This window comes from Aurantimonas endophytica, from assembly GCF_014196845.1.
Taxonomy (GTDB): Bacteria; Pseudomonadota; Alphaproteobacteria; order Rhizobiales; family Rhizobiaceae; genus Aurantimonas; species Aurantimonas endophytica.
Map to the genome: position 1 here is coordinate 63,240 of NZ_JACIEM010000002.1, position 20,186 is coordinate 83,425.

Sequence of the window (20,186 nt, forward strand, 5' to 3'; positions counted from 1 at the left end):
CAGCTCACTCGATCACCGTGAAACCCTCTGCCTCCCAGATCACCCTTGCCGCGTCGCTGCCGAGATAGTCCAGGAAGTCCGCCGCGACGGGGCTCTTGCTCTCGGCGGTGATCCCGGCAGGATAGACGATCGGCGCGTGGGTCGCCGCCGGAAACGTGCCGATGACGCTGACATCCTCTTCCGCCGCGGCGTCGGTGGCGTAGACGATGCCGAGCGGCGCCTCGTTGCGTGCCACCAGCGCCAGGGCGGCGCGGACATTGTCGGTCTGCGCGACGCGCGCCGCGACGCCGTCCCACAGGCCGAGGCTGGTGAGCGCCGCCTTGCCGTAGATGCCGGCCGGCACCGCATCGACCAGCGCCATCGCCAGCCGTCCGTCGCCCAGCATCCCGGTCAGATCGAGATCGGCATCAACCGTCACCGGCGGGACATCCCTGCCGTGCGCGATCAGGACCAGCGTGTTGCCGAGAAGGTCGCGCCGCGTCCCTTCGCGCAGGTCCCCCGTATCGGCCACCGCATCCATCCACTCGACGCTGGCGGAGATGAAGATGTCGGCCGGCGCGCCCTGCTGGATCTGCCGCGCAAGCGCCGACGAGCCGGCATAGGAGATCACCGCCGTGTGCGTCGTTTCGGCGGTCCAGCCGGCAGCGACACGGTCGAGTGCATTGGTGAGGCTGGCCGCCGCGAAGACGACCACCTCGTCCGCCGCCGCCTTGATCGGCGCCAAGGCAATGCCGACCGCGGCGAGGGCGGCGACGATCGCCCGTCTGGGAAATGCCTTCCGCATTCATGACTCCTGATGTCCGGCAAAACATATCGCCTCGCCGCGGCGCCGGTGGCAATCGTTATTTTCCGTCGGAAATATCGCGGAGCATCGCCTGCAGCGTCGCCAGCTCGGCGGCTCCCGCCGTCGCCGCTTTTGCGGTTACGTCGCGATACAGCCGCAGCACGGCGTCGCCGGCCCCGGTGAGCGCTGCGCCGCCGCCGCCGGGTCCGCCGCGCGTGCTGGTCACCAGCGGCTCGCGAAACATCGCGTTCAGCGTTTCCACCAGCATCCAGGCGCGCTTGTAGCTCATGCCCATCTGGCGGCCCGCGGCGGCGATCGAGCCGGTCGCGGCGATCCGCTCCAGGAGTTCCGCCTTGCCCGGCCCCATCATCTCGTCGGGCCCGAAGACGATGCGCAGCCGCAGGCGCGGCTCATCCGGAAGCTGGTTCATCCAGGCACTTGGAAGCGATTTGCGCGGCGCCCGCAAGTCCGTCCCGACGCAAGGGCCAGGCCTGGGACATGACGTCATCAGGAACTCGACAGCCACAGGCACATTGGCACTGGGACTGGAGAAAAAGCATGCCCGAAGCCCGCACCCGCGCTCTCAGCGATGTTCTGGACCAGCTGGAGGATGCCGCCAAAGGCGACAGCGTCGCCATTCAGGAGGTCATCGATACGCTGGGAAACAGCTCCTTCGCTGCGCTGATGCTGGTCTTCTCGCTGATCTCGACCTCGCCCGCGAGCGCGATCCCCGGCATCACCACGATCGTCGCGGCGATCGTGTTCATCCTGGTCGTGCAGATGATCGTCGGGCGCAAGAGCGTCTGGCTTCCCCGCTTCATCACAAGGCAGAAGATGGCCACCGACAAGCTCTGCAAGGGCATAGGCTGGCTGCGCAAGCCGGTGCGTTTCGTCGAGCGGTTCCTGAAGAAGCGCATGACGTTCCTGCTGCACCGCCCCTGGCTCTGGCTGCCGCTGCTCCTGATCCTCGGGCTGACGCTTTTCATGCCGCTGATGGAAGTGATCCCGACCTCGGGCTCGATCGCCTCGGCGGTGATCGCGCTGTTCGCCGCCAGCCTGCTCACCCGGGACGGGCTGCTCGCCGGCGCTTCGCTGCTCCTGATGCTGACGGTGCCGGTGACGGTCTGGCTGAACTGGGCGTAACGGCGGCTCCGCCCCTCAGAAGCCAGGCGCGCCGTCGCGAGCCTGCTCGTGCCCTCCGGGCGCGACCCGCTGCGGGAGAGCGTTCGCGCTTACGGCGTGTCGGCGAACAGCTTCTTGCGCTGCTGGCGCGCTATGGCCTGCATGTCGACGGCCGTGTCCGTCTCGTCGACGATCTCCTCGCCTAGCAGCGTCTCGATGACGTCTTCCATGGTGACCACGCCGGCCGTCCCGCCGTAACTGTCGACGACGAGAACGATCTGCTCGCGATCGCGGATAAAGTCGTTGAACAGCTGGAACAAATTGTAGTCTTCCGGCACGACCGCGATCTTGCGCATGAAGTCGCTGAGCGGGCGCTCCTCGGCGTCGTCGATCAGATGCTCCAGCACGTCGTCCTTGAGCACGTAGCCGACGATCGTTTCCGAGCTGGCCGACTCCCGCAGCGGGATGCGCGAGAAGGTCAGCTCTTCCTGGTGATCGTAGAACTCCCGCGCCGTCATGGTCTGCAGGGCGGTGACCAGCACCGTGCGCGGCGTCATCACGTCGCGCGCCGCGACGGACTTGAAATGCAGGATGTTCTCGATGAACTGCGTCTCGTTCTCGTTGAGACGGCCTTCCTGCGATCCGATCTGCGCCATCGCCAGGAAGTCGGTCCGGCTGAAGATGTGCGCGTCCTCCTTCGACGTGAAGATCTTCGTCACCAACTGGCAAAGCCAGATGATCGGGGCGAGCACCTTGAGCACGATGTCCAGCGAGCGAACGGTGAATGGCGCCAAGGCCCGCCATTGCGTTGCGCCGATGGTCTTGGGAATGATTTCCGACAGGATCAGGATGGCGGCGGTCATGACGGCGGGAACCACCAGGCCGGTGATCAGCGGATTGCTGTCGGCCCAGATCCGGGTCGCCTGCGCGCCGACGCCGATGGCGCCAACCGTATGGGCGATCGTGTTGAGGGTCAGGATACCCGCCAGCGGGCGGTCGATATTGCCCTTGAAGTCCTTGAGGATCAGGCCCGTCTTGCTGCCCTCGTTCAGCTTGATCTGCATGTAGGACGGCGAGATGCTGAGCAGCACCGCCTCCCACAGCGAGCAGATGAAGGAAAGGGCGATCGAAAGAAGCGCAAAGGCGATTAGCAGCGTAAACATCGGATCCTGAAATTCTTAGGCTGGGCACGCCTTCACCGCCCGGAGCGGAGTGGCAGTAATCGGTCATCTCGGCGACAGCACACTACCCATACACGTTCGAGCCGGCACAGGTTCCTTTCCTTAACGGAAAAGGGCCCGCCGGGGGTGGAGCATGGCGCGCTGCGTGTCGACGGCGGCGGATCCGGCCGGATTGGGCTGCCATCGTTGCGCGAAAGAAACGACGAAGGCCCGCCGCGGTACGCCGCGACGGGCCTCGATCGATGGTCAGACGAACGGCTCTTCGACGAGCCGATCAGATGGCAGGCTTACTGCCACCAGGCTTCGTCGACGCCTTCCAGCTCTTCGAGCTGCTCTTCGGAATAGCGCGTGATCAGGCTGTAGGACTGGTCGTCCACCGGCACGAGATCGACGTCACCGACGCGCAGCAGCACGTGCTTGTCGCCGATGTCGAGGAAGCCGCCGACTTCGACAACGACGCCCACGAGCTGTCCGGACCGGTCGAGGACGACGTCCTCGATCTCGCCGATCTGTTCCCAGCCCGCATCGACTGCGTCATAGCCCGAACGGCCCCAGACATAGTCGTCGCTTTCGCCCCACGTGCCCGCGTCATAGGCCTCGTTGGTCGTGTAGACCGGGCCGCCGGTGATGTCGCGGGTACGGACCAGCTGCGCCCAGTCGGTCTCGGCCACAGCCCCCGTCGTCGCGGTCGCTGGCGTGCCTTCGACCGGGGTCGCTACCTGTGCGAGGGCTGGCGTTGCGGCCAGGAACAGGGCGGTGGCGGTTGCTGTGATGTATCGCATATCGTCTCCTTTTCGGTTCATGAGGCCAACGGGAGACATTCGGTCATGTTCCGAAAATGTCGAAAAAACAGCCAAATCGGGCCTTTTTCGGGGCTAAGAGGCATCGCCCTGGAGCCCCTAGCGCTTCCATGGCGCCCGGCTGATCTCGATCGCGGCGCGGATGGCAGCACCGAGCGCTTCGTCGGAGATGGCCGCGGGAAGCTTGGTCGGCTCGAGCCCCCGGATACCGTCGAAGCCGCCACGACCGGCGTATTCCATCGGCTTGATGGCAATAATTCCCTCGCGCAGGTCCAAGTGAACATTGCCAGCGCCTTTGTAGAGCGCGGAACTTGTCTTGACGCCGGCTGCTGCCTTCAGGCGCTCCTCGAGTTTGTCACCGTTTTCCAAGTTCCAGTTGGTATCCACCCGATCCCAGTCGGGATGGTCGGGTGCGATATAGCGACTTGCGAGCAGTGCCTCACGCGCAGCGGTGCCAAGCGCGTGATCATCCAGTCCCCCGGATGGATACGATCGTAGCCGTCAGGATCGAGAAGTGAATCACGGTATACTGCCCAAGAGTGGATCCAAGTGAACTTCCGAAATGCGATGACGGTAGCTTCCTTGCGCACGGGCGGCGGTGGTGATTTTCGGGTAACGCTCGTCATTTGATAACCCTCGCATTGAACTCGACCCCAAGGCTCTCGGCATAGGCTCGCGCGCGGTTGATCTCCGCCATCGAGTTCCGACGACGATGATCAGCGCTTCCATGGCGCCCGGCTGATCTCGATCGCGGCGCGGATGACGGCACCGAGCGCTTCGTCGGAGATGGCCTCGGGAAGCTTGGTCGGCTCGAGGTCCCTGATCCCCTCGAAGCCGCCACGACCGGCGTATTTCAGAGGTTCGACGGTGATAACTCCATCCCTCAGCTCCAGGCTGACATTGCCGGCGCCCTTGTAGAGCGCGGAGTTTGTCTTGACGCCGGCCGCCGCCTTCAGTCGCTCCTTGAGTTTGTCATCCTCCTCCAAGTTCCAGTAAGCATCCACCCGATCCCAATCGGGATGGTTGGGAGCAATGTAGCGACTGGCGAGCAGGGCTTCGCGGGATGCTGCGCCGAGCGCGGCGTCATCCAGGTTTGCCGGATGGAGGCGATCGTAGCCATCGGGATCGAGCAACCCAGCGCCATAGACCGCCCAGGAATGGATCCAGGTAAACTTCCTAAACGCTATGACGGTGGCTTCCTTGCGCATAGGCGGCGGCGGCTGTAATTTGCGGGGAAAGCTCGTCATTCGATAACCCTCACATTGAACTCGACTCCCAGGCTCTCGGCATAGGCCCGCGCGCGATTGATTTCACCGATCGGCTTCGGCCAATCCGTGGCTCAGCGCTTCCAAGGCGCCCGGCTGATCTCGATCGCGGCGCGGATGGCGGCACCGAGCGCTTCGTCTGAGATGGCCTCGGGAAGCTTGGTCGGCTCGAGGTCCCTGATCCCCTCGAAGCCGCCACGACCGGCGTATTTCAGAGGTTCGACGGCTATAATTCCATCCCTCAGCTCCAGGCCGACATTGCCGGCGCCCTTGTAGAGCGCGGAATTCGTCTTGACGCTAGCAGCCGCTCTCAGTCGCTCCCGGAGCTTGTCGCCTTTGTCATGGTTCCAAAATGTGTGAACCCGCTCCCAGTCGGGATGATCGGGAGCAATATACCGACTGGCAAGCAGCGCTTCGCGGGAAGCTGCGCCCAGCGCGGCATCGTCGAGGTCCGCCGGGTGAATGCGATCGTAGCCATCGGGATCGAGCAATGCGGCACGGTAAACCGCCCAGGAGTGGATCCAAGCAAACCTTCTAAATGCGAGGATGGTAGATTCCTTGCGCACAGGAGGCGGTGGCGGCATTTTGCCGGAAACACTTGTCATTTGATGATCCTAACATTGAATTCGACCCCAAGGCTCTCCGCATACGCTCGCGCCCGGTTGATCTCCGCGATCTGTTCTGATGTCGAATTTGCTGAGATCGCAAGTTCGATACGCCTTCGATCGATCATGTCTAAGGTAATATGGTACTCTCCAACATCGTATTTCCGAAACCATCGCACCTGATTGATATAATGCTTCAGTGAGTAAAAGACATTCTTTGGACTCCGCCTGTAACCCAGCGCATCCGTATCAAGCGTCTTCGCGCTTGTGGCCAAACCAGTATTCTCGTCATAAAAATCGAACGTCTTGAAGTTTCGTGCCCGGTCTTCGATCCGTTCGCCGAGTTCGCCGGTCGCGGCGAGATAGCGCTCCCAAGGCTCGCCCTGGGCCCGGATGCCCTTGCCCCAGACGATGCCGGGATTGGCGACGCGTTCCCAGTCGGCGTCGGGCGACAGCACGCGGGCGCGGCGCGCGAGCGCGGCAAGCTCGGCTGCCGATGCGTCGTCCCCCAACACACGGCCCCGCAGCAGCCGCGCGACCAGGCTGCGCGCGGCCACAACGCCCGAAGGCACCGTGGCCAGTCCGTACAGCGCCGCCAGCGTGCGCAGGCGGGCGCGCTCCTGGTAGGCCGCCTCGACATCGGCGCGGGTGGCCAGACCCTGCCGATGCGCGGCGTCCAGCGCTTCGGGGCGGGCCTCGACCGCCTGCACGGCCTCCACCAGGGCGCGCGCCAGGTCCGGCGCGTCGGCAAGCGAGGCGGCCAATCCGTCGACCCAGTCCCGAGCCGCCCCGAGAAGCGCATCGCGGCGCGCCGTTTCGGCCGCGGTGAGGCCGAGGAGTTGCTCCTTGACGACGAGATAGGCGAGCTGGGCGGCCTCGCTGCCGGTCTCCGCGACGGTCCGGATCGCCGCCAGCAGCGCCCACAGGTCGTCGGCCGACGGGATGAAATCGGAGACGAAGTCGACGACGGCGTCGAGCCCGCCCGCCAGCACCGCCAGCGCGATCGCGCGGTCGTAGGCGCGATCGATCGTCGGGCGCCATTCCGGCGCGTCGTCGACGAACGGCTCGGCGATGCAGCGGCAGTTGAACGCTTCGCCCGGATGGCCGTCCTCGGGCGGCTCGTCCCAATCGAACACCTGGTCGTCGTGTCTTGCGTGCAGCGGACGGACCCGACGATCGTCGCGGCTGCGCCAGATATACTGGCCGATGCCGAGCGCCTGCTGTCGCTCGGCATTGATGCGCCCGACGAAGCGGTGGACGAGCGCGTCCTCGAAGAGGCGCCGCGCCGCTGCCCGGTCCGGATCCGCCGGCGACGCGGGGCGCGCCAGCGCGTCGGCGCGATCCCACGTCGCGAGGGCGTCCCGCCGTGCCGCCGTCACCTTCGGAATGTCGCGCCGGCTGAGGCGCAGCGCGCCGAGCCGGTCGAGCAGCATCGCCTCGTTCGCCAGGGCCGCTTCCGCCAGGCGCGCCGCGAAACGTTCGCGCCGCGCGGCCCGGTCCGCCACGTCGTCGGCGACCCGCCTGGTCTCGAGCCACGATTCCCTGACCAGCGCGAATTCAAGGCGGGTGAGGGCGGCGTCGGCCTTGAGAGTGGTCAGTTCCTGTCGCATCGCCCCGCCGTCGTCCCCTTCGTCGGGACGAAGCATGCGGGCGCCTCAGCGACCGGGGATAACTAATCGGCGGTCAGCGCCATTCGCCGGCTGACGGCGTGCTGCAAGGGCTTGGGACCTGGCGTGGAGATTGCAGGGAGTGAGGCGCCGTCGTGGAGCCTTTTCCACGCGGAAGGGGCAGGCGGCGCCGCGTCCGGCAGCCGCCCGCCCCACGCGGTAGCGTGTCAGAGGTCGAGGCTGGACTTCACCGCGGGAAGGCCTGGCTCGCCGGAGAAATCGGTCACGCCCTCCAGCCAGGCGTCGAGAAGTCCCGGGTTGGCCTTCAGTGCCTCTTCGGCGGCCGCGTCGGCCGACATGCCCTCATTGAGGATCTGCGCCATCATGCCGTTTTCCAGCTCCACCGAGAACGTCATGTTGTCGAGGAGCTTCGCGAGGTTCGGGCATTCCTCGGCAAAGCCGGGCCGCGCCACGGTGCGGACCTCGGCCGAACCCATGTCCGGCCCGAAATACGCGTCGCCGCCGGTGAGATAGGTGAGCTCGTATTCGGTGTTCATCGGATGCGGCTCCCAGGCCGGGAACACGACCCAGTCCTCGTTCCCCTCGGCCCGCTCGACCTGGGTCAGCATGCCCTGCTCGCTGGATTCCACCAGCTGCCAGTCGCCGAGGCCGAAGGCGTCGTCCTCGATCATCCGCAGCATGTTCTGGTTTACCGAGGCGCCCGCCTCGATGCCGTAGATCCGCGAACCGAACTTCTCGGCATTTGGCGCGAGATCGTCGAAGGAGGTGACTCCTGCTTCGGCGACATAGGCGGGCACGGCGAGCGTGAAGCGGTTTCCGGAAAGGTTGACCTTCAGCACTTCCAGCTCGCCGCTCTCCACCATCGGGTCGACGATCGCGGTCTGGGCCGGCATCCAGTTGCCGAGGAAGATGTCGAGCTGATCTGTGGCGAGGCCGCGAAAGGTGATCGGAACCGAGAGGGTGGAGATTTCCGGCTCGTAGCCAAGCGGCTCCAGAACTGCCTTCAGCAGCGCGTTGGTCGAGGAGATGTCCGTCCAGCCCGGATCCGAATAGCGCACGGTCTGGCAACTGTCGGGCTCTTGCGCAGCGGCGGTTCCGAGCATCAGGAGGGATGCTGCGGCCGTGGTGGTCAGAAGCTTGATCATGGCAGAGGTTCCTTTTCGGTGGGGTGGTGGACGGTGATGGGCATGCTGGCGTCAGTGTCTTCGATCGGTCTCCTGCTCGTGTACCGGCGAACGATCGCTCCGCCGCTTCGCCGGGCTGATCGCCCGGCCGGCTCCCTCCGGCATCGTCGTCGACGGCTGCCGCTCGACGAGGCCGGCAAGGCGCGAGAGGATCGCCTCAGGGGCGGCCGCCGCTCGACCGCTGGCCCGGTCGACATGCAGCAGCATCTGCTCGGCGGTGGCGATCGGTTCGTCGACTCCCGCGCGGGTCAGCACATGGAAAAGATGCAGGCGCTTGTCGTCGAAGGACAGGATCTGCGTGCGGCAGGTGAGGTCTTCGCCAAGCCGCGCCTCGCCGAGATGGCGCAGATGCGTCTCGACCGTGTAGTAGCTGGCCCCCGCCTCGACATAGGCGGCGTCGACGCCGATGCGGCGGAGCAGGACGTCCGTCGTGTCGCCGAAGACCTGCAGATAGCGATGCTCGGTCATGTGGCCGTTATAGTCCACCCAGCTCGGCGCCACCCGGGCCGACAGGCGAGCGGGGACCGGGTCGTCCCCGTCGGGGCTCGCGGCCTGCGCCTTGCGCCACAGATCGCCCTCGAAGCCGGCGAGCAGCTTGCCGGCCCCCCAGCCGCGGCCGTCGTCGGCGCCTTTCAGTGCTTGCAGGATCCCGACGATGTTCTCGTCGCGGATCTGCTCGAGCCGGCGAAGCGACAGGCCGGCATTCTGCGCATCCGATTGCGCGGCGATCTTCTCGACCAGGGCTTCGTCGAGGTCGACGACGTCGGTGAGCTTCGTCCAGGGCCATTTCAGCGCCGGGCCAAACTGCCCGAGGAAGTGCCGCATGCCGGCTTCCCCGCCGGCGATGCGATAGGTCTGGAACAGGCCCATCTGCGCCCAGCGCAGGCCGAAGGAGTAGCGGATGACGTCGTCCAGGGTTTCGACATCGCAGATGTCGTCCCGGATCAGCCACAGCGCCTCGCGCCAGAGCGCCTCGAGCAGCCGGTCGCCGACGAAGGCATCGATCTCCTTGGCGATCGGCACGCCCTTCATGCCGGTCGGCGCGAGGAGGCCGACCGCGTCCGCCACCGTTTGCGGATCGGTCCGGGCGCCGGGAACGATCTCGACCAGCGGCAGGAGATAGACCGGGTTGTAGGGATGGGCGACGAAGAAGCGTTCGGGACGGGAAAGGCCGGCCTGGAGATCGCTCGGCAGGAGACCGGAGGTCGACGAGCCGATCAGCGCATGCGCCGGGCAGGCGGCGTCGATCGCCGCGAGGACGCCGCGCTTGAGGTCGAGCCGCTCCGGCACGCTCTCCTGGATCCAGTCGGCGCCTTCGACGGCCGCCTCGATCGTCGCATGGAAGGTCAGGGTGCCGGGGGCGGGAAGCGGCGCCTGGGTGAGCCGGGCATAGGCGGTCCGCGCGTTGGCGAGGACTTCGCGGACGATTCGCTCGGCTTCAGGATGCGGGTCGTGGACCGCGACGTCGATGCCGGCGAGGAGGAAGCGGGCGACCCAGCCGCCGCCGATGACGCCGCCGCCGACACAGGCAACGCGGCGGAGTTCGGGCCGCGCGGAGACGGCCGCTTCGCGAGGCTCCGGCATACGGCTCACCATCGACGCTCCAGCTTCAGCCTCTCCCGCACCTCGGCGGGCGACAGGATGCGGCTGCCCATGGCTTCGGCAACTTTGACCGCCCGTTCCACCAGCGCGCCGTTGGTGGCAAGCACGCCCTTGTCGAGCCAGATATTGTCCTCCAGCCCGACGCGGATGTTGCCGCCGGTGAGGATCGCCATCGCCGCATAGGGCAGCTGGTTGCGGCCGATGGAGAAGGCCGAGAAGGTCCAGTCGGGCGGCAGGTTCGCGACCATCGCCATCAGGGTCTGGATGTCGTCGGGCGCGCCCCAGGGAATGCCCATGCAGAGCTGCAGCATCACCGGATCGTCGATCAGCCCCTGCGATTTCAGCCACTTCGCAAGGACCAGGTGGCCGCTGTCGAACACCTCGATCTCCGGCCGGACGCCGAGTTCGCGGATGCGCACGGCCATCGCCTTCAGCATGGCCGGCGTGTTGGTCATGACGTAGTCGCCCTCGCCGAAATTCATCGAACCGCAATCGAGCGTGCAGATTTCCGGTCGCAGTTCGGCGATATGCACGAGCCGCTCCTCGGCGCCGACCATGTCCGTTCCTTCGACCGACAGGGGCAACGGCTGTTCCGCCGATCCCAGCACGAGATCGCCGCCCATGCCGGCGGTGAGGTTCAGCACCACGTCGACGCCGGAGGCAGCGACGCGCTCCACCACGTCGCGGTAGAGCGCGGGATCGCGGGACGGCTTGCCGGTTTCCGGATTGCGGACGTGGATATGGGCCACCGCCGCGCCGGCCCGGGCGGCCTCGACGGCGCTCGCGGCGATCTCGGCGGGCGTGACCGGCACCTTGTCGGAGCGTCCCGTCGTGTTTCCGGCGCCCGTGACGGCACAGGTGATGAAGACTTCGCGGTTGGGCTGGAGCGGCATCGTCTGACCTCGTCGTCTGCTCAGCGAAGATTGACGCAACCGGCCCGGCTCTGCTTGGCTAAGTGCGAAACCAATTTGATCGAGTGCGAAGCCCCTTGTTCCAGCCGACCGACGATGTCCTCGACGTGACGCTGCTGGTCCTGCCGGACGCGTCGCTGATGTCGCTCGCCGCGACGCTCGATCCGTTGCGGGCGGCCAACCGCATTTCGGGTCGGCTTTGTTATCGGCACAAAGTGGTGTCGCTGGACGGACGTGATCCGACGACGAGCTGCGGCCTGACGATAAGGGTGGACGGCAGGCTCGAGCCGACGATGCGCTGCGACCTTTTCGTGGTGGTTGCGGCGTTCAACGTGTTCGAGCACGCCACGCCCGCCCTGATGCAGGCCGTCAACCTCGCCACGCGGCACGCCGCCTTCGTCGGCGGCATCGAGGCAGGCCCGTGGATCCTGGCTCTTGCCGGGCTCCTCGACGGCCGCGCGGCGACGACGCACTGGGAGGATCTGGAGGCGTATGCCGTGCGGTTCCCGGCCGTCCACACCAAGGCCGACCGCTGGGTCTTCGACGGGCGGTTCGTCACCACCGGAGGGGCGGCGCCGGCGCTCGACTTTCTCCTGTCGCTGATCCAGGCGCGGCAGGGCCGCAAGCTGTCGCTGGCTGTGGCCAGCCTCTATGTCTACGACGGCATGCGGACCGGTTCGCAGCGCCAGCACGCGGTCTCGCTGGGACGCCTGGCCTGGCAGGAGCCGCGGCTCGCCGCCGCCATCAAGATGATGGAAGCGCACATCGAGGCGCCCCTGACCATCGCAACGATCGCCCGGCGCATCGGCACCTCGCGGCGCACGCTCGAAACCCTGTTCGGCAAGCGGGCCGGAGCTTCGCCCGCCGGTTTCTACATGTCGCTGCGGCTCGACGCCGCCCGGCGGCTCATCGTCGATTCCGACCTGTCGGTGGCCGACGCCGCGGTCCGGTCGGGCTTCTCCTCCAGCGCCGCCCTCTCGCGCTCCTTCAAGCGCCGCTTCGGCCACAGCCCGCGGGCCGCCCGGCGGGCGTCGCTGTGATGGCGGTGGCGGCGTTCGTCGTGGCAGACGGTCCGCTTCCGACCATCCGCAAGGCGAGGGCGCCATTCGGCCCTCGCAGCATCTCGGCGTCATGAGCGGCAGCCACGGTGCTTTGAAGCAGCCGTGTGCTGGCCCAGGTTGCAGGCACGCAGATGAAGCGGGCGTGACCTCTGGGCGGTTGCCGCGAGGACCTGGTCAGACGAGGTCGAGCAGATATCCGCTGGGCGGCGACAGGCGCATCAGTTCGAACATGCCGTTGACGCCGGCGATCAGGACGACCGTGTAAATCGTCGCAGGGATCAAGCGCATGCCGGCAAACCTTGTCAGCACCAGGAGCAGGAAGGCGAGGGTCGCGAGGTTGAGGCCGAACAATGCGATGCCGACGCCGTAGAGGAGGAGGAGACCCGCGATCGGATACTCTTCCCGCGCGTCCACGCGGAAGGCACCGGGCTGGTTCAGGTAGGCGCGTACTTCCTGAACCAGCACGAGGATCGCCAGAGCGAGGCCAGGCACGATCGCCAGCATCGGCAGCAACCGCGCGTTGGGGCGGAACCCGCTCGTCTCGAAGGCCGCATAAGCCATGACGGCGACGGCCAGCACGGCGAGGATGAGGCGCGAGGAGGACGTGCCGCGGCGCGCTTCGTCTACACCGTCGCTCGAGGGGGCGGCCTTCACCGAACCAGCCTCTGCCCGTCTCGTCCGCAAGGCCGTCACCAGCCTCCAGACGAGCGGCACGACGATGAAGCTCGCAATCAGAAGAACCCCCGGCCGCCCGAGCCAGCTCCAGCCATGGATCTGGTTGGTCAGCCAGAAATACTGCTCCATCGGACCTGCCAGCACGAAGCCGACGAGCACGGGCGCGCGGGGCCAATCGGCCTGCTTCATGTACCAGCCGACGATACCGAGCGCGAGAAGCACGGCGATGTCGCCGAGCGTCTGGGTGGATTGGTAGGCCCCTGCGACCATGACGAGCAGCAGCGGCGCCGCGATCAGCGCGAAGCGGATATTGGTCAGTCGCGCCATCAGCGGTGTCACGGCAAAGCAGATCGCGGCACCGACGACCGAGGCCAGCGCGACGCTCCAGACGATCAGGTAGAGCAGCTCCGGCTGCTCGCTGACCATCCTCGGCCCCGGATAGAAGCCGAAGGAGAACAGCGCGCCGAGAAAGATCGCGGCCGCCGGGCCGCCCGGCACGCTGAACAGCAGCGTCGGCACGAGGTCGGAGATGATGGTGGCGTTGTTCGCGCCTTCGGCCGCCGCGATGCCGCGGGGCTCGCCCTTGCCGAAGCGGGACTTGTCCTTGGACGAGCGCATTGCGTCGCCATAGGCCACCCAGGTCGAGGCGTTGGCGCCCACGGCCGGCACGAAGCCGCCGAACGTGCCGATGATGGCGCCGCGCAGGGCGAGCCATTTGTGCTTCCAGAATGCCTCGAGCCCGGGGCGCCAGCTGCTGACGACCTGGCCCTTGGTCGAGATTCCGCCGCCGCCGGCCAGCATGCCGATGACCTCGGCAATGGCGAAGAGGCCGAGCGCCACGATGGTCAGCGAGAGCCCGTCGAGAAGATAAGCCTGGCCGAAGGTGAAGCGGTAGTTGGCCGCGGCCGGCGCCGGCCCGATCGAGCCCAGCAGCAGGCCCAGGCAGCCGGCGAGAACGCCGACCGCGAGGTTCTTGCCGACCATGCTGGAGGCGAAATAGAGGCCGACCAGCGCGAACATCAAAAGCTCGGGCGTGCCCAGCGCCAGGACGATCGGGCCGGCGATAGGAATGGCGAGTGCCAGCGTGACGGCACCCACGATGCCACCCAGCATCGAGGAAAGAAAGCCGAGGCCCAGCGCCGTCGATGCCTCGCCACGCTTGGCCATGGCGTGGCCTTCGATGGCGGTCGGCGCGGAAGCCGGCGAGCCCGGCGCGCCGAGCAGGACCGAGGTGATGGTATCGGATGTGTAGACCGTGGCGATGGCGCCGAGGAGCAGGGCGAGGCCACCGTAACTGTCGAAGAGGAAGATGAAGGGCAGCATGATCGAGACGGCCGCCACGCCGCCGAGGCCAGGTAGCATGCCGAAGATCATGCCGGCCACCATGCCGGCGAAAAGGGCCAGCAGGCGCATGGGCTCAAAAAGTTCGCCCAGGGCGGCCAGAGCATGTTCCATCAAGTTCCTCCCGCAGAGAAAAGGCGGCGGTGCGCAGGCACCACCGCCGTCGGCATCGATCTAGCGAGGCGCTAGAACTGGACGTCGTACTTGTCGGCAAGCAGCTTGATCAGATACTCGCGCACTTCTTCCGAAGGCTGCAGCGCAGCGCGCAGCGGCCCCTCCGCATTGGCCGGCGACGTCATGTCGTAGCCGCCGACGACCTCCTCCGCCTCCTTCTGGAACTCCGGATCGGCGTTGATCTTCTCCACCGCGTCGGCATAGAGCGCGACGATCTCCTCCGGTGTCTCGGGGTGCAGATAGGCCGTCAGGCCGAAGGCCAGCGTCAGTGCCGCCATGGCATTGTAGGCGTCCCACTCGACGCCGCTCGGCGCCGCCCCGTGAAGATCGCTGTAGGCTTCGTACACGGACGGCAGGTCCGGCACGGCAGGATCGCGCGCCGTCATGTTGCCGTCGGCGTCCATGTAGCCACCCGACATCAACGCGACGGCATTGCCGGCTGCGACGGAATCGGCGACCTGGGTCATGTAGACGGGCGTGAACTGGAAATCGACGTTGGTCTCGCCGCGCTCGAAGGAGAGTCGGATCGGGCCGCGACCGGTGAAGCCGAGGGCTGAATTCACGTCGACGTCGAAGAGTTCGAACGACAGGAGCGTCGGCAGGTCGCTGGCCGCCGCACCGATGCCGCCGTAGATCAGACCTTCCGCGTTGGCGAAGTCCTCCGTCGTCTTGATGCCGGTCCCCGACGAGACGTAGGTGACGCTGCCAAAGGGAAGCCCGTAGGCGACGCGGTAGGATGCGAGGTCGTACTCGACTTCCGGCTGGCCCAGGACATAGGGGTTGGCGGTCGAGGACGTGGTGAAGAGCAGCCGCAGCCCGTCCGGCTCGGCATTGGCCTCGAACCAGTTGGCGCCGAGGATGGAACCGCCACCTTCACGATTCACGACTTCCACGTCCGGATTGCCGGCGAGGTGACGCTCAAGGTACTTCTCCAGGAAGCGCGCGGCGACGTCCGTCGCACCGCCAGGCGCGAAAGGCACGATGACCTCGATCCGTTCGCCGGCGAAATCGGCCTGGGCAGGGTTCGCGAACAGGGCTGCCGTGAGGGCTGCCATGGCGGTGGATGCTGCAAGTTTCATACGTCGAGTCATAGGGTCTCCTCCTCTTTGAAGCTTTTCTAGACGACCGGGTTGGCCAGGGTGCCGATGCCCGAGATGCTCACCTCCATGCGATCACCGGGCTGCAGATAACGGGGCGGCTTGAAGCCGATGCCGACGCCGGCCGGCGTGCCGGTGGCAATGATGTCGCCGGGCTGCAGCGTCATCGTCGCGGTCAACGTCTCGATGAGCGTCGGGATGTCGAAGATCAGGTCGGCGACCTTCGCCTTCTGCCGGACTTCGCCGTTGACCGTCGTGATGAGCTCCAGCTCGCGAACGTCGCCGAGCTCGTCGGCCGTGACGATCCAGGGCCCGAGCGGGCCGAACGTGTCGAGGCTCTTGCCGATGAGCCACTGATTGTGACGCTTCTGCAGCTCGCGCGAGGTGACGTCGTTGCAGACCGTGTAGCCGAAGACGTAGTCGTAGGCGTCGGCCTTGGCGACGCGGTGCGCCGTCTTGCCCATGACGATCGCCAGTTCGCCCTCGTAGTCGACCGTCGCCGTCGGATCGAGCGAAGCGTCGACCGCGTCGCCCTGGCCGACGAGGCAGGAACCGGCCTTCGCGAAGATCACGGGCTGCGAGGGCACCTCTTCCTTGGCGCTGGAATCGAAGCCGCTGCCGAAGAACTCCTTGGCATGGGCGTGGTAGTTCTTGCCGACGCAGAAGACCGCTGCACGGGGGGAGACGACCGGGGGCAGCAACTTGACTGCCGAAAGAGGGACGCGCTCCGAACCGCCGTCCGCGCCGGCACCGTTCGCTTCGATGAGGGACAGCAGGGCGGGGCCCGTCTCACCTTCGTGGAGGACAACCACTTCCTCCCCGTCGACCCTTCCCAGGGCGGACCGGCCATCGAATTCGAATGCTGCAATCTTCATCTAATCCTCGTCGGAATCATGTTTTATCGATGAAACGAGAGACTAGCGTGATTGACTTGTCAAGGCGGTTCGGCGAATTGTCGGGCATGCAGTGGCCCACTCTCGACTCCGAACCCTCGCTCGTCGAACAGGCACTCGACCGGTTGCGTCGGGACATCGTCGCCGGAACCCGCCAACCTGGCGAAAGGCTGCGGATCGAGCGGCTGCGCACGCTCTACGGCATCGGGCCGTCGCCCCTGCGCGAAGCCTTGCAGCGACTGGCCGCGGACGGGCTGGTCATCGTGAACAGCAATCGCGGCTTCCAGGTCGCGCCACTCGACCCGCGCGAATTCCTCGACCTGAACCGGGCGCGCGTTGCGGTCGAGACGGCGGCATTGCGGCTATCGATCGAAATGGGCGAGGAGGAGTGGGAAGCAGGCGTTGTTGCCGCCGCCTATTCGCTGGAGAAGCAGGACCAGCTCCTGATTCGCGGCGAGCTTCAGGATTTCGACCGGTGGGAGCAGCTCAACAGCCGCTTTCACACGTCGCTGGTGGCTGCTTGCGGCAGCCGCTGGCTACTCAAGCATCGCGGCATGCTGCAGGAGCAATGCGAGCGCTACCGCCGCGCGTCGGTCTACCATGCAAGGCTCGAACGCAACCTTCTTGAAGAGCATAACGCGATCGCACAGGCGGTCCTCGCCCGCGACACGGAGACGGCCTGCAGGCTCGTCGCCGACCACTTCAACAGCACCGCAACGAATCTTGCGCAGCTGCTGGAGCAGCGCGACCGCAAGGCAGGCTGAATCGGCGTATCGTCTTCCCACGGTTGTCGGCTGCGGCACCATCCGGCCCGGAGACATCTAATCTGGGCCGACGTCCTAGCGGCCTTGCGTCCAGCCCGCCGCTCGTTCCGACCTGTCGGCTGGGCGTTACCTGACCTTACAGCCTCCACGTCGGGATAATGGCGAAGGAATAGCCACTGCTATCGAACCTTATCCAATCCGCCAGAGGGCTATCGCCTCACGGATCCGGTTCCGTTCCGGATGCGATGCCGGCTGTCTCGTAGGGGCCCCCGAGCTGTGCCGACAGTTCCCGCCCCTCATCCAGCAGCGAAATGCGGATCCGGCCGACGAGTTCGGGGGTGAAACGGCTGACGGGCCCGGAGACGGCGAGCGCGCCCAGCAGGGCGATTTCGCCCCGGCGCCATCCGAAGATCGGCACTGCCGCGGCCGCGATTTCGGGATCACGTTCGCCGAACGAAAAGAGAGGGAGCGCCATGCTCGGCTCGGGCGTGGCCGGACTTTTCCCGTCGCCCCGGTCGAACCGCGTCAGGACGTGCCCGGCCGCGCCCATGGCCAGGGGAAGCCGCTCTCCCTCCACGACGTGGTCGCGGACGGAATGGGCGGAATCTTCCCGGAACAGACAGATCCGTCTGTCACCCTCGCGGCGAAAGAAGGATGCGCTCTCGCCGATCGTTTCGAGAAGCCGCCTGAGGACCGGCCGGATCCGGTCTTCGATCCGCAGGGATTTCTGAAAGATCGATCCGAGCCGGAGAACCTCCGGCCCGATGGCAAAGCTCTTGTCCTCGAGCCGGACGAGATAATGGGCTGATTCCAGCGAGGCGCAGAGCCGCAAGATCGTGCTCTTGTAGAAGCCGGTTCGCGTCGCAAGCTCGGCCAGCGACAGGGAATGGTCGCCTTCGTCGAAGCACGCAAGCAGCGCCAGCGCGCGGTCCACCGATTCGACACCTGCCTGCGGCGTGCCTGCCTGCCGTTTCACTGATGCCAAAGGTCCCTCGATCTCTTCCTGCTTCAACAAGGCTTGAGCGGACGTCGGCAAGTCAAGGAAGACCTGCCGGCACGTGACGATCATACATCGGAGCGCGCCCTGTCCCGCTGCCACGGAGAAGAGGCTTGACGTCGCCAAAACCTGCCGTCATTCTATCAAACAGAATAGCGTTCTGTCTAGTAGAACGCTACGACAACGGGAGGTGTCGATGCCATTCATGAAATCCTTGTCGGCTGCGCTGATGGCGGCCACGCTTCTGACCTCGGCGGCGCAGGCGGAGCCGGAGCAGAAGGACGTCACGATCGCGGTGGGAGGCAAGGTCGCGCTCTATTATCTGCCGCTCAATATCGCCGACCTGAAGGGCTACTTCGCCGACGAGGGGCTCAACGTCCAGATCGTCGACTTCCAGGGCGGATCGAAGTCGGTGCAGGCCGTGGTGGGTGGCAGCGCGGACGTTCTTTCCTCGTCCTTCGAGCACGTGGTCAACCTGCAGGCGCTGGGCCGGGACTTCGTCGGCATCGTTCTGCAGGGTCGCTATCCGGGCTTTGCGCTCAGCGTCACGCCGGAGCTCGGCGAGACCTGGACGTCGGCGGCCGACCTGAAGGGCAAGAAGGTCGGCGTCACCGCGCCGGGTTCGAGCACCAACGCCATGGTGAACCTGCTCCTGAAGAAGGCGGGGCTGACGCCGGACGACGTGGCGATCATCGGCATCGGCGCTGGTGCCGGCGTTCTCGCAGCCGTCCAGCAGGGCCAGGTCGATGCGGTCGTGCAGGCCGATCCGGCGACGACACTGCTCGTCGACGAGGGGCTGGCCAAGGTGGTCGTCGACACGCGCACCGCCGAGGGATCGCAGGAAGTCTATGGCGGCCCCATGCCGGCAGCTTCCCTTTCGGTGCCGCAGGACTTCGCGGAGGAGAACCCCGAGACGGTCCAGGCCCTGGTCAACGCCATGGAGAATTCGCTGCAGTTCCTGCAGACGGCGACCGCCGAGGAAATCCTCGAGGTCCTTCCTTCCGAGATGATGGTCGGTGGTGACCGGGACGCGTATCTGAAGATGATCGAGGCGGTTCGCCCGTCCTACTCGCCGGACGGCCGGTTCACCGACGAGGCCATGAACACCGTTCTCGCCGTGATGAAGGAGGAGAACGAGGCCGTCGGAAACGCCGAGATCGACATGGACGCGACCTACACGAACGAGTTCATCGACAAGGCGATCGCAGGCGAATGAACAGTCAGCCTTCTGCGGAAGGCAGGGCGGATTTCGCGAGGGCAGGGGCGGCGATCGAGCCGGCCTTGCTGCTCGAAAACGTCGTCTGCACCTTCCCCTCACGCGAAAATCCCAACGGCACCTACTGTGCCGTCTCGGACACGACGATCAGCATCGCCGAAGGCGAGTTCGTTTCGATTGTCGGTCCGACCGGTTGTGGCAAGTCCACGCTGCTGAACGTCGCCTCGGGCCTGCTCGACGCGACGTCGGGGCGAGTGGAGTGCCGCGGCGCGCCTGTCGCCGGCATCAATCGGCATGCCGGTTACATGTTCCAGAGCGATGCGCTGATGCCTTGGCGCACGGCGCTGGAGAACGTCGTGGCCGGCCTGGAGTTTGCCGGAGTCGCCAAACGCGAGGCCGAGGATCGGGGAAGGGCATGGATGGCGCGGGTCGGCCTGTCCGGCTTCGAGCATTCCTATCCTCATCACATGTCCGGCGGCATGCGAAAGCGCGTGGCTCTCGCGCAGATGCTGATCCTCGATCCGGCGATCATCATGATGGATGAGCCCTTCAGTGCGCTTGACGTCCAGACCCGGCAGTTGATGGAGAACGAACTCCTCGATCTGTGGTCGGCGGACCGCAAGTCGGTGATGTTCATCACCCACGATCTGGAAGAGGCGATCGCGCTTTCCGACCGTGTCATCTGCCTGTCCGCCGGGCCCGGCACGCATCCGATCGGCGAGTTCGTGGTCAACCTGCCACGTCCGCGCAACGTCGCCGAAATCAGTCACAGCCCCGAGTTCCAGAGGATCCAGCGAGAGATCTGGGAGGTTCTTCGGCAAGAGGTGCTCAAAGGCTATGCCCAGAACAAGAAGTGAGACGGCGGTCGCAGGAGGTATTGCTCCCA

General features: G+C 66.0%; 20 protein-coding genes. 5 read left to right on the plus strand and 15 right to left on the minus strand.

Going from position 1 to position 20,186, the window contains the following annotated elements; translation table 11 throughout:
* Window positions 1-4: 4 nt before the first annotated feature.
* On the minus strand, window positions 5-784 hold the full coding sequence (gene modA / locus GGR03_RS08005; protein WP_183207131.1) for a molybdate ABC transporter substrate-binding protein: 780 nt from the start codon (window positions 782-784) through the stop codon (window positions 5-7).
* 58 nt (window positions 785-842) lie between these two features.
* Window positions 843-1,214 carry a winged helix-turn-helix domain-containing protein gene (locus GGR03_RS08010; RefSeq protein ID WP_183207132.1) on the minus strand — a complete coding sequence of 124 codons (372 nt, stop codon included), beginning with the start codon at window positions 1,212-1,214 and terminating at the stop codon, window positions 843-845.
* 128 nt (window positions 1,215-1,342) lie between these two features.
* Between GGR03_RS08010 and GGR03_RS08015 the strand changes: the two genes are divergently transcribed.
* Entirely contained in the window at window positions 1,343-1,927 is a 585-nt protein-coding gene (locus GGR03_RS08015) for an exopolysaccharide biosynthesis protein (protein WP_183207133.1), read from the plus strand.
* Window positions 1,928-2,016: 89 nt separating this feature from the next.
* Here GGR03_RS08015 and GGR03_RS08020 read toward each other — a convergent pair whose 3' ends face one another.
* The 9 genes from GGR03_RS08020 to GGR03_RS08060 form a co-directional block, all read right to left on the minus strand.
* A complete protein-coding gene (locus tag GGR03_RS08020) occupies window positions 2,017-3,069 on the minus strand; it encodes a CNNM domain-containing protein (RefSeq protein ID WP_183207134.1) in 1,053 nt (350 codons plus the stop codon).
* Window positions 3,070-3,374: 305 nt separating this feature from the next.
* Window positions 3,375-3,869 carry a PRC-barrel domain-containing protein gene (locus tag GGR03_RS08025; protein WP_183207135.1) on the minus strand — a complete coding sequence of 165 codons (495 nt, stop codon included), beginning with the start codon at window positions 3,867-3,869 and terminating at the stop codon, window positions 3,375-3,377.
* Window positions 3,870-3,986: 117 nt separating this feature from the next.
* Window positions 3,987-4,361: a contact-dependent growth inhibition system immunity protein gene (locus GGR03_RS08030; RefSeq protein WP_183207923.1), complete on the minus strand. Its 375-nt coding sequence runs from the start codon at window positions 4,359-4,361 to the stop codon at window positions 3,987-3,989.
* Window positions 4,362-4,603: 242 nt separating this feature from the next.
* Window positions 4,604-5,134 (minus strand): contact-dependent growth inhibition system immunity protein, encoded by a 531-nt coding sequence (locus tag GGR03_RS08035; protein WP_183207136.1) that lies wholly within the window; start codon window positions 5,132-5,134, stop codon window positions 4,604-4,606.
* 92 nt (window positions 5,135-5,226) lie between these two features.
* Window positions 5,227-5,757 carry a contact-dependent growth inhibition system immunity protein gene (locus GGR03_RS08040; protein ID WP_183207137.1) on the minus strand — a complete coding sequence of 177 codons (531 nt, stop codon included), beginning with the start codon at window positions 5,755-5,757 and terminating at the stop codon, window positions 5,227-5,229.
* Window positions 5,754-7,403 carry an endonuclease toxin domain-containing protein gene (locus GGR03_RS08045; protein ID WP_183207138.1) on the minus strand — a complete coding sequence of 550 codons (1,650 nt, stop codon included), beginning with the start codon at window positions 7,401-7,403 and terminating at the stop codon, window positions 5,754-5,756. The genes GGR03_RS08040 and GGR03_RS08045 overlap by 4 nt, the downstream gene beginning before the upstream one ends.
* A 188-nt stretch (window positions 7,404-7,591) precedes the next feature.
* Window positions 7,592-8,530 (minus strand): choline ABC transporter substrate-binding protein, encoded by a 939-nt coding sequence (choX, locus tag GGR03_RS08050; RefSeq protein WP_183207139.1) that lies wholly within the window; start codon window positions 8,528-8,530, stop codon window positions 7,592-7,594.
* 51 nt (window positions 8,531-8,581) lie between these two features.
* Entirely contained in the window at window positions 8,582-10,153 is a 1,572-nt protein-coding gene (locus GGR03_RS08055; RefSeq protein WP_183207925.1) for a carnitine 3-dehydrogenase, read from the minus strand.
* 5 nt (window positions 10,154-10,158) lie between these two features.
* Window positions 10,159-11,064, minus strand: coding sequence for a beta-keto acid cleavage family enzyme (locus GGR03_RS08060; RefSeq protein ID WP_183207140.1), 906 nt, complete (start codon window positions 11,062-11,064; stop codon window positions 10,159-10,161).
* Window positions 11,065-11,159: 95 nt separating this feature from the next.
* On the opposite strand from GGR03_RS08060, the gene GGR03_RS08065 reads away from it, so the two are divergent.
* Window positions 11,160-12,122: a GlxA family transcriptional regulator gene (locus GGR03_RS08065; RefSeq protein WP_246367745.1), complete on the plus strand. Its 963-nt coding sequence runs from the start codon at window positions 11,160-11,162 to the stop codon at window positions 12,120-12,122.
* Between the two features lie 195 nt (window positions 12,123-12,317).
* Here the strand turns inward: GGR03_RS08065 and GGR03_RS08070 are convergent, their stop codons facing one another.
* The 3 genes from GGR03_RS08070 to GGR03_RS08080 all read right to left on the minus strand — a co-directional run bounded on the left by GGR03_RS08070 (window position 12,318) and on the right by GGR03_RS08080 (window position 16,305).
* The gene (locus GGR03_RS08070) at window positions 12,318-14,273 is read right to left on the minus strand and encodes a tripartite tricarboxylate transporter permease (RefSeq protein WP_210292061.1); all 1,956 of its coding nucleotides are present in this window, start codon (window positions 14,271-14,273) and stop codon (window positions 12,318-12,320) included.
* A gap of 71 nt (window positions 14,274-14,344) precedes the next feature.
* Entirely contained in the window at window positions 14,345-15,424 is a 1,080-nt protein-coding gene (locus GGR03_RS08075; RefSeq protein WP_210292062.1) for a Bug family tripartite tricarboxylate transporter substrate binding protein, read from the minus strand.
* Window positions 15,425-15,450: 26 nt separating this feature from the next.
* Window positions 15,451-16,305 (minus strand): fumarylacetoacetate hydrolase family protein, encoded by an 855-nt coding sequence (locus GGR03_RS08080; protein WP_183207142.1) that lies wholly within the window; start codon window positions 16,303-16,305, stop codon window positions 15,451-15,453.
* Here GGR03_RS08080 and GGR03_RS08085 point away from each other — a divergent pair.
* Window positions 16,290-17,087 carry a GntR family transcriptional regulator gene (locus GGR03_RS08085; RefSeq protein WP_210292063.1) on the plus strand — a complete coding sequence of 266 codons (798 nt, stop codon included), beginning with the start codon at window positions 16,290-16,292 and terminating at the stop codon, window positions 17,085-17,087. The two genes, GGR03_RS08080 and GGR03_RS08085, sit on opposite strands and share 16 nt — an antisense overlap.
* A 217-nt stretch (window positions 17,088-17,304) precedes the next feature.
* Here the strand turns inward: GGR03_RS08085 and GGR03_RS08090 are convergent, their stop codons facing one another.
* Window positions 17,305-18,063 (minus strand): IclR family transcriptional regulator, encoded by a 759-nt coding sequence (locus GGR03_RS08090; RefSeq protein ID WP_252920203.1) that lies wholly within the window; start codon window positions 18,061-18,063, stop codon window positions 17,305-17,307.
* Between the two features lie 217 nt (window positions 18,064-18,280).
* Here GGR03_RS08090 and GGR03_RS08095 point away from each other — a divergent pair, with 217 nt between their 5' ends.
* Both GGR03_RS08095 and GGR03_RS08100 read left to right on the plus strand, forming a co-directional pair.
* The gene (locus GGR03_RS08095) at window positions 18,281-19,300 is read left to right on the plus strand and encodes an ABC transporter substrate-binding protein (protein WP_183207144.1); all 1,020 of its coding nucleotides are present in this window, start codon (window positions 18,281-18,283) and stop codon (window positions 19,298-19,300) included.
* Window positions 19,297-20,157 (plus strand): ABC transporter ATP-binding protein, encoded by an 861-nt coding sequence (locus GGR03_RS08100; protein ID WP_183207145.1) that lies wholly within the window; start codon window positions 19,297-19,299, stop codon window positions 20,155-20,157. The genes GGR03_RS08095 and GGR03_RS08100 overlap by 4 nt, the downstream gene beginning before the upstream one ends.
* Window positions 20,158-20,186: the final 29 nt, after the last annotated feature.